The 16,306-nt window shown below is 50.8% G+C and carries 11 protein-coding genes; 7 read left to right on the top strand and 4 right to left on the bottom strand.

Features of this window, described 5'->3' with window-relative positions; translation table 11 throughout:
• The first annotated feature begins 20 nt into the window (after positions 1-20).
• A complete protein-coding gene (locus tag JQC72_RS07955; RefSeq protein WP_205494579.1) occupies positions 21-1,322 on the top strand; it encodes an ammonium transporter in 1,302 nt (433 codons plus the stop codon).
• Between the two features lie 870 nt (positions 1,323-2,192).
• Here JQC72_RS07955 and dhaM read toward each other — a convergent pair.
• Genes dhaM through dhaK form a run of 3 tightly spaced genes read right to left on the bottom strand, consistent with a single transcriptional unit; the run spans position 2,193 to position 4,248 of the window.
• A complete protein-coding gene (gene dhaM, locus JQC72_RS07960; RefSeq protein WP_205494580.1) occupies positions 2,193-2,588 on the bottom strand; it encodes a dihydroxyacetone kinase phosphoryl donor subunit DhaM in 396 nt (131 codons plus the stop codon).
• 28 nt (positions 2,589-2,616) lie between these two features.
• Positions 2,617-3,204: a dihydroxyacetone kinase subunit DhaL gene (gene dhaL, locus JQC72_RS07965; protein ID WP_302104702.1), complete on the bottom strand. Its 588-nt coding sequence runs from the start codon at positions 3,202-3,204 to the stop codon at positions 2,617-2,619.
• 48 nt (positions 3,205-3,252) lie between these two features.
• Complete coding sequence (gene dhaK, locus JQC72_RS07970) at positions 3,253-4,248, bottom strand: dihydroxyacetone kinase subunit DhaK (protein WP_205494582.1); 996 nt, start codon at positions 4,246-4,248, stop codon at positions 3,253-3,255.
• Positions 4,249-4,592: 344 nt separating this feature from the next.
• On the opposite strand from dhaK, the gene JQC72_RS07975 reads away from it, so the two are divergent.
• The 5 genes from JQC72_RS07975 to JQC72_RS07995 all read left to right on the top strand — a co-directional run bounded on the left by JQC72_RS07975 (position 4,593) and on the right by JQC72_RS07995 (position 12,758).
• The gene (locus tag JQC72_RS07975; RefSeq protein WP_205494583.1) at positions 4,593-7,193 is read left to right on the top strand and encodes a beta-mannosidase; all 2,601 of its coding nucleotides are present in this window, start codon (positions 4,593-4,595) and stop codon (positions 7,191-7,193) included.
• A 252-nt stretch (positions 7,194-7,445) separates the two neighbouring features.
• On the top strand, positions 7,446-8,909 hold the full coding sequence (locus tag JQC72_RS07980) for a PTS mannitol transporter subunit IIBC (protein WP_205494584.1): 1,464 nt from the start codon (positions 7,446-7,448) through the stop codon (positions 8,907-8,909).
• A 58-nt stretch (positions 8,910-8,967) separates the two neighbouring features.
• On the top strand, positions 8,968-11,097 hold the full coding sequence (locus tag JQC72_RS07985) for a BglG family transcription antiterminator (protein WP_205494585.1): 2,130 nt from the start codon (positions 8,968-8,970) through the stop codon (positions 11,095-11,097).
• 40 nt (positions 11,098-11,137) lie between these two features.
• Positions 11,138-11,575 carry a PTS mannitol transporter subunit IIA gene (locus JQC72_RS07990; RefSeq protein WP_205494586.1) on the top strand — a complete coding sequence of 146 codons (438 nt, stop codon included), beginning with the start codon at positions 11,138-11,140 and terminating at the stop codon, positions 11,573-11,575.
• Between the two features lies 1 nt (position 11,576).
• Positions 11,577-12,758, top strand: coding sequence for a mannitol-1-phosphate 5-dehydrogenase (locus JQC72_RS07995; protein ID WP_205494588.1), 1,182 nt, complete (start codon positions 11,577-11,579; stop codon positions 12,756-12,758).
• Between the two features lie 521 nt (positions 12,759-13,279).
• Here the strand turns inward: JQC72_RS07995 and JQC72_RS08000 are convergent.
• Positions 13,280-14,653, bottom strand: coding sequence for an FMN-binding glutamate synthase family protein (locus JQC72_RS08000; protein ID WP_205494590.1), 1,374 nt, complete (start codon positions 14,651-14,653; stop codon positions 13,280-13,282).
• A 111-nt stretch (positions 14,654-14,764) separates the two neighbouring features.
• Between JQC72_RS08000 and JQC72_RS08005 the strand changes: the two genes are divergently transcribed.
• On the top strand, positions 14,765-16,162 hold the full coding sequence (locus JQC72_RS08005) for an FMN-binding glutamate synthase family protein (protein ID WP_205494593.1): 1,398 nt from the start codon (positions 14,765-14,767) through the stop codon (positions 16,160-16,162).
• Positions 16,163-16,306 lie beyond the last annotated feature (144 nt).

The raw sequence follows: 16,306 nt of genomic DNA on the forward strand, positions 1-16,306 counted from the left end.
AACACAAGGGGTGGGCGAACATGTCGGTACCTTTGTTGTTGGATACAGTGTGGGTGTTGTTGGCTGCACTTTTGGTTATTTTCATGCAAGTCGGATTCGCGCTGTTGGAGGCAGGCTCCGCTCATTTGAAACATGCGGGGCATATCGCCAGCAAACAATTGATCAGTTTTGCCACGGCTTCATTGTTTTTCTGGGCTTTTGGCTATGCAGTGACATTCGGGGCCGGAAATGAGTGGTTCGGCACGAGCGGTTGGTTCCTGTCGCTGCCTGATGAGAAAGGAAAGATCCCCGTGGAGGTTCTTTACCTGTTCCAGCTTTCTTTCGCTGCGGTGTCACTCGCAATCGCATGGGGAGGATTTGCCGAGCGGGCGAAATTGATCGTATATCTCTTGTTCGGTGCACTTTATACCTCCGTCGTTTATCCGGTGGTTGGGCACTGGATTTGGGGCGGCGGTTGGTTGAGCGAGCTCGGGGCACAAGATTTCGCCGGTTCGACGGTGGTGCACCTGCAAGGCGGGATCGCTGCACTGATCGCCACGCTGTTGCTCAAACCGCGGATCGGCAAATACGGGCCGGACGGTAATCCCAAAACGATGCAGGGACACAATCCCGTTTTCATCACAGTGGGTGCGATGATCATCTGGCTGGGTTGGTTCGGTTTCAACGCGGGGAGCACACTGGGAACGAAAGACGGATTTTTCGGATATGTGGCGTTGACGACCAACCTGGCGGCTGCGGCGGGGGTTTTGAGCGCTTGGCTCGCAGTTTATGCGATGACCAAAAAAGCGGATATTCCGTCTATCGCCAACGGTGCGTTGGCGGCATTGGTGGCCATCACGGCGGCATGTGCGTTTGTTGAGCCATGGGCGGCTGTGGTGATCGGGGCCGTCGCGGGTGCGATGAGTGTCTGGACGGCGGTTGCGATTGAGCGGATGGGGGTCGACGATCCGATCGGAGCATTTTCCGTGCACGGTTTGGCTGGAATCTGGGGCACGCTTTCCACCGGTTTCTTCGCTGCACCACATTTGGTGGAGTACACCGGCATTGGACGTCCGGGATTGTTTTACGGCGGCGGATGGACCCAATTGGGTGTGCAAGCACTGAGCGTGTTGGTGGCGGCGGTGTACGTGGCTGTGGTTTCCTGGGCGATTCTGTGGGTCATGGATCAACTGTTCGGTCTGCGCATCAGCAAAGAAGAGGAAATCAAAGGTCTGGACCGGAGCGAACATGGCATTGAGCCTGAAGCCGTACCGCAAGAAGCATCCGCTGCGGGTAAACCTGCAACGGCTCTCCGGGCTTCTGCAGCCGGGGAGGCGATTTGATCACCGGAGTGTGTCTGGTGAATATTGTCCACACCAGGTTCGCTTCACCTTCGCCCTGCCGGGAAGCGGATGATGCTTGCTCCGACCCGGAGCGCGGGTCGCGGGCAAAGTACGCTTCGCTAAGAAAAAGTTGCCCGCGATTTCATCCCTGCGATCCCGGTCTTCGCTCGGCCGGGCTTGGTTGGTCGCTCACCTGGGAAAACATTTGCTCCCTCGCGGATTTACAGAAAAAGCCGTCTGAAAGCCCACGGCGACCATAGGAAGTACCCTAGGGGTATTTGAATCGTGGGATGAAAGGCGGAGTTGCTCGGTATCCCCTTTTGGGGATGGTAAGAGCAACCAATTTGTTGTATAATCGAACGTATGAGCGGTGCTCATCCACTGGTAGTGGGCATGTTCCTGTGTACGTCATGGTATGAGGTTCCAGTGGCGAACAAATCTCTCCCACTGGGTAAAACCATGAGAGTGAGGCAAAAAGAACTAGCGTACTGGTAATACCACGGGCACTTCCGTTGGTCGCAGGTACGCCGCCCATGTGGGTACATGTGCCCGGTGGCGCAGAACCATATGGGACGGGGTGATGACACCCCCCTAGCTTGAGGGTTGCCCGAAACAGAAATGGACTGAGGGCGCTAACCACTCAAGAATCCCACGGCGACCATAGGGAGTGCCTGTGGTACTTTAGCCGTGTGGAGTGTCAACAGACACGCTCTCATACAAAAATTCAGAGGTCACCACATCACAGGCACAAACAACCGGCATCCTGTACGTCAAAGAATCAGGTGCCGGTTGTCCCTTTCAAGCCCGACTCATTTTGTTTTCAGGATGCGAGCGATTGGAGGGGGTACTGCATACGGACCCGGGTACCTTTCATTTTTTCGTCAGTGATTTTGCCTCAAGTGTTACCTTGATTACTTTTTCCAAGGTACTGCCGCATCCTGACTCCACAACTGCCACATAGGCTCCTTCCACCAATGGAGCGTCTGCGATATGAACCTTTGTGATGTGATCTTCCGCCAGTTGTTCCAACGCCAATTCGGTATTGATGAGCGCGCTGCCGAGGTCAAAGAAGACAATAACGCCTTTATCGGAATAAACAGACTTGATGGCGTTTTGTATCTGATCTACACTTGTACCAATTTCCCCCTCATCCGTCCCCCCTGCCAAGGCGATCGGAACATGAGGATTCACCTGGGAAAGCAGTTGTTTTAAGCCTTTGACCAACTCATGACTGTGTGAAACAAGAACAACACCCACATATTCCACTATTTCATATCTCCTTTTTCGTCCTCGGTCAGTTTTCAGGAAGGATTGAGCACAGGGTTTCAAATAATAGGTAAGAGGAAACGGCGCCAGGGTCCAAATGTCCGATTGATCTTTTCCCCAAAAAGGAAGCACGCCCTTTCTTGGCTTCCAATCCCTTCGTGTTTTCCATTTGTTCTCTTGCATAGGAAATCAATTTTCGTATATTGAGCGTGTTTCCGCTTTGTTGGATATACTTGGTGACCGGTTCCCAAACATCCAGCATGGTTTTGTCGCCAACCTGCGATTTCCCCCTCAGCTTGATGCCGTTGACGGATTCTTGCAAGGCTTGGCCCAGTTCACTGATTGTGATCCCCTGTTTTCCTTTCAATACCTGCCCCGCTTTGATGAAAGCAGTCCCATATAACGGACCGGAAGCGCCTCCAACTTTTGAAACAAGCGTCATTCCAATATCTTGAAACAACTTCCCGATATCGTCATAGGCAGTCTGATGTATTTTATTGATTACCTCTTTGAAACCTCTGGTCATGTTGATTCCGTGATCCCCGTCGCCGATCGCTTGATCAAGCTGTGTAAGATATTCCTTCTGCTTGTCTATTTGGGCATTCAATGCTTCCATCCATTTGATGATGTGCTCAGATTGAATCAACACGTGTGTACCCCCTCGTTATTTCTTCCAAGCGATCGTATCCGCAGGTGCTTCCAACAGCTCAATCAGTTGATCATCCAGTTTTAGGAGTGTGATAGAACATCCAGCCATTTCAATCGCTGTCATATATTCACCCACATAAGTATCGTAAACGGAGATATTCCTGTTTTTTAAGATTTGAGAAACTTTTTTATTCAGAATGTATAGTTCCATCAACGGGGTTCCTCCAAGACCGTTGATCATGACCGCTACTTGATCGCCGGAGATTAATTTCATATCGTCGAGTATACGGGATAACAAGATTTCTGCGATCTCATCGGCTGTAGCTACGGCGGTTCGGTGAGTACCAGGTTCCCCATGAATTCCGATGCCAATTTCCATTTCCGTTTCACCAATTTCAAAACTGGGTTTTCCGGCGGCGGGAACGGTACAAGGAGTGAATGCGACGCCCATGCTTCGAACGTGCTGAATCACCTTGTTCGCCACCTGTTCCACTTCTTTCAGAGAAGCACCTTTTTCGGCAAGTGCTCCGGCTATTTTGTGAACAAAAACCGTTCCTGCTATTCCCCTGCGTCCCGTTGTATATGTACTGTTCTCAACGGCAACATCATCATTGACAATGACTTTGGCAACCTGAATCCCTTCAGCCTCTGCCAGCTCAGCAGCCATCTCAAAATTCATCAGATCCCCGGAGTAGTTTTTGATGATTAACAGCACCCCGTTGCCGGTATCAACGGCTTTGATGGCTTCAAGAATCTGATCCGGTGTCGGGGAAGTAAAGACTTCTCCTGCTACGGCTGCATCGAGCATCCCCGCTCCAACATATCCGGCATGAGACGGTTCATGTCCGCTTCCGCCCCCGCTGACCAAAGCAACCTTTCCTTGAGACGGAGCATGAGCGCGAATTAAAACATTGGTTCCCGGCAGGTTTTTCAGTTTGTCGGGATGGGCGAAAACCATACCGTCAATCATGTCGCGTACCACTTGTTCAGGGTTGTTGATCAACTTCTTCAAGAGAATCAATCCTTTCTTCCTTATTTCATAATTTACAAAAAAATTTACCGATAAACAAGCGCGCGATTTCCACGGTCTTCATGTAAAATGGAGGTAGCAAGTAGGTTGATCATCTCTTTGGTGTCCGGTATTCCCTTCACTGTTTCTGATGCAGAAACACTATTGAAAAAATAATTATTTTTCAATATATTATTATATCATACAACATTTTAAGATCAACGATTCCTTATGCCGGCTTTTCAAACGGATGATATTGCAAATCCATACAGAAGTTGTACGGAAAGGAGGGATGGGGCGGATTCCCACAACGAAAACCGTGGGTTTTTCCACCGCCCGTACTTTCCATGAAAATCAATCAAAACTGGAAGATTCAATGGTTTGAACCGGGACAGGCCAATGAGCTTGAGGTCGCAGATCCCGATTACATCGATCACTTCTGGATTTCCGCCAAGGTCCCCGGGGATGTTCATTCGACGCTCATCGAGAAAAAGATCATTGACGATCCTTTCGTCGGTCATAACGATATAAAATGTCGCTGGGTCGAAGAGAAAGTTTGGTGGTACCGCACCGAATTTGATTTTGACGAGAAGATCAAACCGGAGGAGCGCCTGTATCTGATTTTTGAGGGTCTCGATACGTTTGCGACGATCTATTTGAACGGGATCGAACTGGGGAGCACGGAAAACATGTTCATCGCCCATACGTTCGACGTGACGCGGGAAATCCGCGGGGGGCGCAACGTGCTGGCCGTCAAATTCGATCCCGTTTCCCTTCGCGTGAAAGGGAAACGACAGGATTTTTGGTCCGGCTTCAGCAAGGAACGGATCTGGGTAAGGAAAGCGCAGATGAACTTCGGCTGGGATTGGGGACCGCGTCTCGTGACAGTCGGCATTTGGCAAGACGTACGCCTGGAGAAGAAACGTTTCGCCAAGCTGGAAAGCGTGTTTGCGCGCACACTGGCGATCGGGGAAAACAAAGCCACTGTCGCCATCGATGTGGAAGTGGATGATTTTGGACAAAACGCCAACGGGATCGGTTCCGCTGCATTCCTTCCCACTTCGCACGACACGTTTGAGGTGGAGGTGAGCCTGACTTGCGACGATTGCCGGGGCGAACATGAAGGGGGACAAAATGAACGTGTTGTACAAAGAACCCATTTAAACGGAACATCTGCTCACCTGATCCTCGAGGTGAAAGAGCCCAGACTGTGGTGGACACACGATCTGGGAACACCCCATCTCTACCGCTTGGAAGTAACATTGTTCAAGGACGGCGAAGCGATCGACCGATATGAGCAAGATTTCGGCATTCGCATGCTCGAGGTGCGGCGTACCGACGAGAAAGGAAACGCCCGGTTTACGTTCGTTTTGAACGGTGTGGAACTGTTTGCCAAAGGTGCGAACTGGATCCCGGTGGACAGTTTTATCGGTGCGGCACCCGATTCCCGGTACGTTCATTTGATCCGGCTTGCGCGTGAGGCGAATATGAACATGTTGCGCGTGTGGGGCGGCGGGATCTATGAAAAAGATGTCTTTTATCGGGAGTGTGACCGGCAAGGAATCCTCGTTTGGCAGGACTTTATGTTCGCCTGCGCGTTGTATCCCGATTTTAACCGCAATTTCATGGCCAACGTGCGCGAAGAGATTGCCCGGGTGGTCAAGCGGTTACGTAACTACGCCTGCGTCGCTCTCTGGTGCGGCAACAACGAGAATGACTGGATCTACGAACAGATGAAGGCGTCGGGGGAAATCACCACCCCGTTCTACGGGGAAAAAATTTATCACGAGCTGATCCCGCAAATGTTGGCGGAACTCGATCCCACGCGCCTGTACTGGCCCAGCTCCCCTTATGGCGGAAACGACCACAATTCCGCGGAGGAAGGGGATCGCCACAATTGGCAAGTGTGGCACGGCAAGGTTGAGCCGCGCAAGTTCGGGGAAATACCGCGCGTCGATTACAGCGTGGAAGGCGTGTCTTTCAAGAACTTCAAAAAAGATACGGCGAAATTCGTCAGTGAATTCGGCATGCACGCCGCAGCGAACCGCTATACGTTGGAACGCAATATTCCTCAAGGGAAGTTTTTCTGGGGAAGCGACGAGTTGGCATATCGCAACAAAGATGATCATCACCAGAAAGGAATCCTGTTGATGGAAGGGTACACCGGCGTACCCCGCAACCTCGAAGAGTACTTGAATTTTTCCATGTTAACGCAGGGGGAGGGATTGAAATACGGGATTGAACATTACCGAAGGCACAAACCTTCAACCAGCGGCGCATTGTTCTGGCAACTGAACGATTGCTGGCCGGGGACGAGCTGGTCTGTTATCGACTATTATCTGCTGCCGAAGGCGGGTTACTACTATGCGAAAAAATGCTTCCATCCCGTGCTGTATACTTTGGATCACGAGTCGGGGGAAGCGTTGCATGTGTGGGTCGTCAACGATCGGTTGGAAGATTTGCAGGATACCGTTTCGTTGCACGTGTACGACTTTGACGGAAAGCCGGTATTTTCCCGGGAGATGGCGGTTCAGGTTTCTGCTAACGTTTCTGTGCGGGTTGCCCGGTTTACGGAGGAAGAAATGTTACAAGGTCATCCCGCGAACCGGGTGGTCGTTTGTTTGCGTTCCGTGCGGGGAGTCACACCGGAGAACTTCTATTATTTGCGCGATCAAAAGGAGCTGGGGTTGCCGGAGACGACGCTGCGCGTGAGGGTGGATGAAAAGCGGCAATGTGTGACGGTCTTTTCGGAGCGGTTGGCCCGTTTCGTCAAAATCGAGCTTCCCGGGGACATGCTGACGTTCAGCGACAATTATTTCGATCTGTTACCGGGAATGTCCCGGACGATTCAAATTGATCATCTGGAAGGGAAGAAAGTGGCTTTCGACGGATTGAGGGTTTCCGCGCTGAACGTGTCCCGCACGCAATATGAGCAAGAAATCGGTTGATATCCTTTCGGTTGAAGGCACGCGATACGCGTGCCTTTTTGTCCGTTTTTAAAAGATGTCAATAACCAATATGACAATATGATGTTAAAATCTTGTTGAGATCGTATTGAAAACGCTTTACTATACAGGTGAAGAGACATCTGTCCACATGTGCACAGGATAGGAACAGTGAATCTTCATTTTTAAAATGGTCAACAATTTACTCTTTTTTGTCGTTATCAATCGACCGGAATCAACGGGAGGGGAATTGTCATGAATACAAACGGAAATACGTTCCCGCCCCTGGCTTCTGCTGGTGAGGACGCAAAATCATTGAAAGTGAAGATTCAGCGGTTTGGCAGTTACTTGAGCGGCATGATCATGCCGAATATCGGTGCGTTCATCGCCTGGGGGTTGATTACCGCCTTGTTTATCCCTACCGGCTGGCTGCCAAATGAACATTTGGCAAAGCTGGTCGAGCCGATGATCACGTATCTGTTGCCCTTGTTGATCGGCTTCACCGGTGGGAGAATGGTTTATGATATACGGGGTGGTGTCGTCGGTGCTGCCGCTACGATGGGGGTGATCGTCGGAACGGATATTCCCATGTTCTTGGGCGCGATGATCATGGGCCCCCTCGGCGGGTTTACCATTAAAAAATTTGACGACCTGATCCGCGGAAAGGTTCGGTCCGGTTTCGAAATGCTCATCAATAACTTTTCCGCGGGGATTATCGCCGCGATTTTGACAATTCTCGCCTACCAGGCGATCGGCCCCGTCGTTTTGGCGTTGAACAAAACGTTTGCTGCCGGGGTGGAAGCCATCGTCAACGCAGGACTCTTGCCTTTGGCGAACATTTTCATCGAACCCGGAAAGATTCTCTTTTTGAACAATGCGATCAACCATGGAATTTTGAGTCCGCTGGGGGTTGAACAAGCGGCGAAAACGGGAAAATCGATCCTCTTTTTGCTTGAAACGAACCCAGGACCGGGTCTTGGCATTTTGCTTGCGTACTGGCTGTTTGGCAGAGGGATGGCAAAGCAATCGGCTCCTGGGGCGGCCGTCATCCATTTCTTTGGGGGCATTCATGAGATCTATTTTCCCTATATCCTGATGAAACCCTTGTTGATCCTGGCCGTCATCGCGGGCGGTGTGAGCGCAGTATTCACCTTCACATTGTTCCATGCCGGTCTGGTGGCCGTGCCTTCTCCCGGAAGCATTTTTGCCTTGTTGGCGATGACGCCGAAAGGGAACTATCCGGGTGTATTGGCGGGTGTCATCGTCGGTGCGGTCGTCTCGTTCCTCGTCGCTTCCCTCATCTTGAAGCGGAGTAAAGGGGATGGAAATGAGGAAGACTTGCTGAAAGCGACGGCAAAGATGGAAGAAATGAAAGGGAAGAAAAGTGAAGCCGTCGAAACTTTGGTGGGTTCTTTCGCGAAAGCGGAAGTGAAAAAAGTCGTTTTCGCCTGCGATGCGGGAATGGGTTCCAGCGCGATGGGGGCTTCAATCTTGCGCAATAAGATGCAGAAGGCCGGCCTCGACATCGAAGTGACAAACACCTCGATCAACGAGTTGCCGCAAGACGCAGATATCGTGATTACCCACAAGGATCTGACAGAGCGGGCGAAAGCAAAATTGCCGCAGGCGACCCACATTTCCGTCGAAAACTTCTTGAACAGCCCGAAATACGACGAACTGGTGGAACGTTTGAAAAATCATGCGGATGAAACATCGTGAGAAACAAGAATCAGCTGTGAGCGGTCCCCGTGCGGGGCCGCCATTGGAGTGATCTGCCATGTACGTATCAGCGAGAGAACGGCAAATCCTGCAACTGTTACTCAACCAAGAAGATATAATGACGGTCAAGGAGATCGCGGCTGAGGTTCAGGTGAGCGAAAGAACGGTTCACCGGGATCTGAAAAACGTGGAAGACATTTTAGAGTCGTTCGGTCTCTCGCTGGAAAAAAGAACGGGAATCGGGATCAAGATCAGCGGTCCCACCGAAAAAAAGAAAGAACTGGAGTTTTTCCTCTACAATGCATCACATTCCGAGTTTACGCCGGAAGAAAGGCAAACGATCATTTTATGTACGCTGTTGGCGTCGGAAGAACCGGTCAAGCTCGTCGCCCTGGCGAACGAATTGAACGTGACGGTGGCGACGGTCAGCCACGACTTGACGAAAATAAACGACTGGTTGGCGTCGTTTCATCTTTCTCTCATTCGCAAGCGGGGTTACGGCGTGCAAGTCACCGGTTCAGAGATGGACAAACGCAAGGCAATCAGCAGCCTGATCGTGGAAAACATGACGGAAGTGGATTTGCTGGCGTACCTTCGTGATCAAATTCAAAGAAAATCAGCTCAGCGGGTGAAAACGGTCTCCGAACATTTGCTCGGGTTTGTGGATAAAGAAAAACTGATGATCGCGGAAAAAGCGGTGGAGGAAATCAGAGACGAACTGCCGTATGCCCTGTCGGACAGTGCGTATATCGGCCTCGTCGTCCACCTCGCGCTCGCCCTCGAGCGGCTGCGGAAAAGCGAACAGATCGATATGGACCCGCACTCTCTCGAGACTTTGAAAAAAACGGGAGAATATCAAATCGCGTCAGGAATCATTGACAAGTTGCGCAAAGCATTGGACCTGGAGATCCCGGAAGCGGAAATCGGCTATATCGCCATGCATTTGAAAGGGGCGAAGCTGAGAAACGCGCTGGATCTTGATCCGGAAGACGTCAATTTTCTCCTCGCGTTGCGGGCAAGGGATTTGATCGACTACGTGAGCGAACGAACGAACGTTGACTTGCGGGCAGACCAATCCTTATTCCAAGGACTGGTCACCCATTTGCAACCTGCGATTTACCGGATTAAGAAGAAGATGGGAATTCACAACCCGTTGCTGGAAGAAATCAAACGGGATTACGGCGAATTATGCACGATTGTCAGAGCGGGTGTGGAAAAAGTTTTCCCCGCTCTGTCCATCCCGGAGGAGGAGATCGGGTATCTCGTTTTGCATTTCGCTTCCAGCCTCGAACGAATGAACGAGCCAAAGGAACTTCACGCTTTGATCATTTGTTCCAGTGGCATCGGCTCTTCGAAGATGCTGGCGACAAGGATCAGAAAGGAACTTCCGGAAATCAAACGGTTGCACTACGCGTCGGTCTTTGACTTGACATCGATCAACCTCGACGATTATGACGTGATCATCTCTACGATCCCCTTGGCGGGTTTTGCAAAGGAGTATGTCCTGGTCAACCCGATGCTGACGGAGAACGATGTGAAAAACATCCGTGACTGGATACACGGACGACGGCCGAAACGGCGCAGAAACAACACATCTGTCAACAGGACTTCTGTTCGTGAAGAGGAAGCGTCAACCGGGGTGTCAGGAGAGAGGACCCGGACATGCCGCATTCCTTTCCAGGATATTCACGAATACTCCGGGATCATCAGCACTGTCCTGGAAGGCTTTCGGCTGACGATCTGCGAGAATCCACAAGGGATCGAGGATGTGCTGAGGGCCGCTTGTTGCGATTTGCAGCGACGGGGAGTCATCGAGCACCCGGAGGCGGTAACCGAAGCTTTGCTGGAACGACAACGGATGCGGGGACTCGGCATTCCGGGTTCTTCCCTCGCTTTGTTCCATACAAGAAGCCCGTATGTGCGCAAACCGTCTTTTACGATCTGGGGATGGACGACTCCCCTGGCAATCCGGGCAATGGATGATACACAGACGTGGACGAGAAATCTGTTGCTCATGCTCTCACCTGAAACAGCTTCGAAAAAAGCGTTGGAAGTGTTGAGTCACATCAGCGCGCTGATCATCGAAAGCGAAGAGAGCATGGCATTATTCGACTCGCAAGACCAAGAAGCAATCGCCTCGTACCTCAACGAAAGATTTCAACAGTTTTTAAGGGATAAGTTGGAGTGAAGAGGAGCAAAAGGAGCATTTTAGGGGGAGGAGACAAACGATGACGAAACCGATCCTTTCCGAAGATACGATTATGCTGAACGCAAAGGTGAATGACAAGGAAAGCGCGATTCAACTTGCCGGCCAATTGCTGGTGGACAATGGTTTTGTCGAGGAAGCGTATATCGAGAAGATGCTGGAAAGAGAAACGGTGACGTCCACCTATATCGGCAATCATGTGGCGATTCCCCACGGTACGGAAGATGCCAAGAGAGTGGTGAAAGCATCCGGAATTTCGATCGTGCAGATCCCGGAAGGCGTCGATTTTGGCGGAAACAATGTGGCGAAGCTCGTTATCGGGATCGCCGGAAAAGACGATGAACATTTGCAGATTCTCTCCAAAATCGCCATTGTGTGTTCCGAACCGGAAAATGTAGAAAAAATAGTAAACTCAAAAACGAAGGAAGAACTTCTTTCGTTTTTTGCAGAGGTGAACTGAGATGTTGGCCGTACATTTTGGAGCAGGCAATATCGGGAGAGGATTTATCGGCGCCTTGCTGGCACAGTCCAGATACGAAGTATGTTTCATTGACATCAACGATGCGCTGGTCGAAGCGTTAAACCATAAGCAGTCGTATCGCCTCGTAAAAGCGGGAGAGACACGAGAAGAATCAGAGATCGATCACGTCTGGGCGATCAATAGCCGGACGGACAGAGAAAAGGTCGTGGCGACGATTGCGCGCGCTGATCTGGTGACAACGGCCGTGGGGGCAAATGTGCTGCCACTGATCGCGGATCTCATCGCTGAGGGCCTGCAAAAAAGGATCAGTGAAACGGAAAAACCGCTGAACGTCATCGCATGCGAAAACATGATTGCCGCCAGTTCTCTCCTGCGGGAAAACGTGTACAAACACGTGACGGAACAAGAAAAAGGGGTGTTTGCGCAGCGTTTCGGATTTCCTGACGCCGCTGTCGACTGCATCGTCCCCAACCAGACGCATGACGATCCTCTCACTGTCGCTGTCGAGCCTTATCACGAATGGATCGTTGATGGAACCAAGGTCAAGGGGGAACTGCCACCTGTACGGGGCATGAAATGCGTGGACGATTTAACCCCCTATCTGGAGAGGAAATTGTACACTGTAAATACGGGTCATGCGATCACTGCTTACCTGGGATATGCCTGTGGGTATCCCACGATCAAAGCAGCGATCGACGATCCGTTTATCAGGGAAATTGTGCAAAAGGCCCTTGGTGAGACGGGATCGTTACTCATCGATAAATATGGCTTTGCTCCTGAAGAGCATGCCGCCTATATCACAAAGATCATTGACCGTTTCCAAAATCCGTATATCTCTGATGATGTGACGCGCGTTGCCCGCTCGCCGATTCGCAAACTCGGAGCGAACGATCGCTTGGTCGGCCCTGCCCGCCAGCTGCTTGCCCGGGGACAGAAACCGGAAAACCTGGCGCTCGGCATCGCTGCCGCTTTGGCTTATGACTATGAAGGTGACAATGAAGCGGTACAATTGCAGCAGACGATCGCCCGTACAGGAATCGATGGTGCCCTTTGTGAATACGCTGGCCTTTCCCGGGAAGACGAACTCGTACAGCTGGTCTTGGAACAGGGACGCCGGTTAAAGGAAGTTTTACAGAAAAAGTCGCCAGAAAGCCTAAGGTGACCATCGTGAGTGTCTGTGGTACTTTAGCCGTGTGAAGTGTCAACATGTCATTCGTCGCGAAGGGCTGAAAGAAACACTGTCGTTCAAGAGAGTATGAAAAAATCAATCTCGAACAAGTTCCATTTGACGGCTGTTACCTCACGCCAAGCCGGGAGAGGAGCAGTCCATTTTTTTAGGTTTATTATAGAATAAACAAGTTTGCAACACAAACAACTAAAACAATAAGTGCATTCCATCTGTCCAGGAGATGGAATCGAACTGAGTGTTAAGTTGTCATCGCATGATTTTGGAGCAATTGGGCACGTTGAAAAAGAACAGACGAGGGGAGCGGGTAGAAAAGGAAGACCAAGTCAGGACTGGTGGCGTTTAGCAATTGTATCAAAAAGGTTTTACAGTGCTGCGGTTCGAGTTTCTGCGGCCGGAGGCCGGAGGATTCTTTTGATTGGATTCTGTTGATTATTGGGGCTTTTTTCCCCTATCGGTACTCATGCTGGGGGATTGGCCCCGTTCTTTTTTTACTTTTACATCAACGGAACTTGTGCGATATCGGCCGATACTTGATCCATGGCGACGAGATCCTGTTTGTCCACGTCCTGTAGGCGTGTTTTTCCCAAAGCAATTGTAGCCAGTTTCATTTCCTCCACCGAGGATTGCAATAACTGTTTCACATATTTTGCAGCCTTTTCCACATCCAGTTGTTCGGACAGATCCGCATCATACCATACCACTTCTGTAGGAGGTTCCCACGGAAGGGCCTTTTGACTTCCCTGGAGGTGGGAGGCGGCGAAAAGAACGATAGAACCGAGGGCAACAGCATCCGCTCCCAAAGCAAGCGCTTTGAGAAAATCTCCCGGTGTGGACAATCCGCCGGAGACGATGATACTTACTTCGTCTTTTTTCTTCTTTTTTTCCAGAAACTCGACCGCTCGGCACAGCCCGATCACTGTTGGCAGGCCAAAATCGTCCTGAAGGATGGGAGGAGTTCCTTTCGTTGCCGCCTGTGCACCGTCCAACGTGATGAAATCCACCCCAGCGTAAATAGCGATTTCCAGGTCTTCTTCGATTCTGCCGGGTATCATCTTCATTCCGATCGGAACTCCATCCGTCAACCTTCGCAATTTATCAACAAGCTTTCTCCAGTCGTGTTTCCGGGTGACTCCCGGCATCCGGCTGTGAATCTCAGCTGTATCACCCGGGGATAGTCCCATCAATTGCATTGCCCGTCCTTTCAAATGAATGGAGGGCACTTGACTGGGAGCGGGACCCGATGACCCTTGTCCGATGTGAATCTCGATCATATCCGCTTGCTTCAGAATCTCCGGATCTTTGGCCCATTTGGCCCGGCTGTACTGTATTACCATTTTGTCAGCATAGTGACGTTCTTCTGGGAGGAATGGACCTTCCCCAGAGTTCGTCGCTGTCCCCGCCATCGATGCTCCCTTGGCCAGTGCTATTTTTAACCGTTCACTTACAGCCAACCCGTATGCCATCCCGGTGATCATTAAGGGGATGTCCAACTCCAACGGGCGTTTTGCACAGGGCCCGATCACGGTACGCGTGTCGACCTGGATCTTTTCTTTTGTCGGCAAATCAGCCATTTGGGATGGCAAAAACATCAGTCCCTGAAAGTGAGGCATTGGTTTGGGGCTACCGAGAGGCCGCTTCACCAAAACACCGCTCTCCGCCCGCATACCGTTTTCCACGATGATTTGCGGATGGATGCGCCGAGCAAGTGACACCATCTCCCATAGGTTCATGGAATATGGGTCTGTTTCGATGATTCGGATGGCCTTTCGCCACAGTCGTTGGATTAAAGGGCGGGTAAAAACCAAAACCATCCCCGCCAAGAGAGTGACAGCCGACGAGGTACCGAGTGCAACCCAGAAAAAAGTCATTTTTTACTCCTTTACAACTCTCTTTATTATCCATTTATTAATATCCGTTTGAACGGAAAAAATAATCATCATCAAAACAAGCAAACTTTGCGATTAGAATGGATGATGACCATGAATGTTTTTTGGTTGACTTTTCTCGCTACGTTGGCAGTGACCATCACGATATTGTTGCTCTTTTTCGTTTCATATCGCTTTCTTTTCAAAAAAATGGCCGGTCGTATCATTCGATTGATTTTAACGGAAACCTACTCCAAAAATATTTGGGAACTGATTTCGTCAGGCATGTTGCGTTTTAAACCGCAAAAAATTGTCGAAATGGCGTTGCGGGCGGAGGAAAAGGAGGGAATCGTCAGGTCGCTGGGAAGTCCGAAAAAGATGGTCGGTTTTGAGGGTTTGATGTTTTTGCCGGCACAGTTGGCGGTGATGCCGACCAAAGAAGATTACCATATACAGACTAAAACCGTAATCGGACCTCGTGCTGAGCGTCCGCTTCAATTGGAGATCCCTCTTCTGATCGGGGGAATGGGTGCCGGTACGGGAGTCAGTGAGCGCATAAAATTGGCGATTGCCAAGGGAGCAACCGCAGCGGGAACCGCTACGAATACCGGTGATGGCCCTTTTTTGCCTGAAGAGAGAAAATGGGCCGACAAACTTGTTGTACAGTACAGCCAAGCCGGGTGGATCCGGGATCCTCAAGAGCTCGAACAAGCGGATATGATTGAGATCCGTGTGGGAAGCGGTGCCTCGGCGGGAATATCCTATGAATCCCCTCTTCAACGGATGTCAGAAGCCTCAAGGCAGTGGAAGGGTCTTCAACCTGGGGGACCCGCCCGCATTCGTTCCCGTATTCCTGGTGTTGATCGACCGGAAAACTGGCGGGAGCTCGTGGCAAATCTACGGGAAATGACAGGGGGTGTTCCCATCGGAGTGAAACTGGTTCCCTCCCGAGTTGAAGAGGATATCGAATGCGCCTTGGATGCTGATGTCGACTTCATAACGATCGACGGGGCACAAGCGGGAATCAAGGAGTCGGCACCGATCCTGCAGGACGATTTCGGTCTACCCACCCTCCGCGGTTTGGTCCGGACTGTGAAGGTTTTGAGGGAGAAACGGGCTCTTCAACGGGTAAGCGTTATTGTTTCCGGAGGATTGTACACTCCAGGAGACTACCTGAAAGCGATTGCGCTGGGGGCAGATGCCGTGGCTTTGGGTACCACGGTTCTGCTTGCAGCGATACATACCCAAATCACCAAAGTGCTTCCCTGGGAGCCACTCTCCCAATTGGCCTGGGCTGAGGGTGATTTTGCGAATCGTTTGGACGTGGAGAAGGCGGCACGAAACGTGGCCAACCTACTTCGATCATCAGTGGAGGAAATGAAAATCGCCGTTACATGTCTGGGGAAAAAAGCAATACATGAAGTCAATCAAGATGATCTTGTTGCATTGGACCCGTTTACAGCTCGCATAGCTGAAGTTCCCTTGGCTTATGAAAGATCTTCAGGATCCTAATTTTGCCTTAAAAAATAAACAAGTTTTCAGCACAAGCCATCATAAACCAACAAATGAATCCCATCTTCAGGGAGAGTGGGATCAATCCGAGGATTCAGGGGGTATTGCATGACTTTGGGGCAGTTGGGCACGCTGAAAAAGAAC

The sequence above is a fragment of the Polycladomyces zharkentensis genome (genome assembly GCF_016938855.1).
Classification (GTDB): domain Bacteria; phylum Bacillota; class Bacilli; order Thermoactinomycetales; family JIR-001; genus Polycladomyces; species Polycladomyces zharkentensis.

Bases quoted from the DNA above. Each gene is read 5' to 3' on its own strand.
- JQC72_RS07955 (WP_205494579.1), top strand. From the start codon at position 21: ATGTCGGTACCTTTGTTGTTGGATACAGTGTGGGTGTTGTTGGCTGCA.
- JQC72_RS07990 (WP_205494586.1), top strand. From the start codon at position 11,138: ATGACGAAACCGATCCTTTCCGAAGATACGATTATGCTGAACGCAAAG.
- JQC72_RS07975 (WP_205494583.1), top strand. From the start codon at position 4,593: ATGAAAATCAATCAAAACTGGAAGATTCAATGGTTTGAACCGGGACAG.
- JQC72_RS07995 (WP_205494588.1), top strand. From the start codon at position 11,577: ATGTTGGCCGTACATTTTGGAGCAGGCAATATCGGGAGAGGATTTATC.
- JQC72_RS08000 (WP_205494590.1), bottom strand. From the start codon at position 14,653: ATGACTTTTTTCTGGGTTGCACTCGGTACCTCGTCGGCTGTCACTCTC.
- JQC72_RS08005 (WP_205494593.1), top strand. From the start codon at position 14,765: ATGAATGTTTTTTGGTTGACTTTTCTCGCTACGTTGGCAGTGACCATC.
- JQC72_RS07980 (WP_205494584.1), top strand. From the start codon at position 7,446: ATGAATACAAACGGAAATACGTTCCCGCCCCTGGCTTCTGCTGGTGAG.
- dhaL (WP_302104702.1), bottom strand. From the start codon at position 3,204: ATGGAAGCATTGAATGCCCAAATAGACAAGCAGAAGGAATATCTTACA.
- JQC72_RS07985 (WP_205494585.1), top strand. From the start codon at position 8,968: ATGTACGTATCAGCGAGAGAACGGCAAATCCTGCAACTGTTACTCAAC.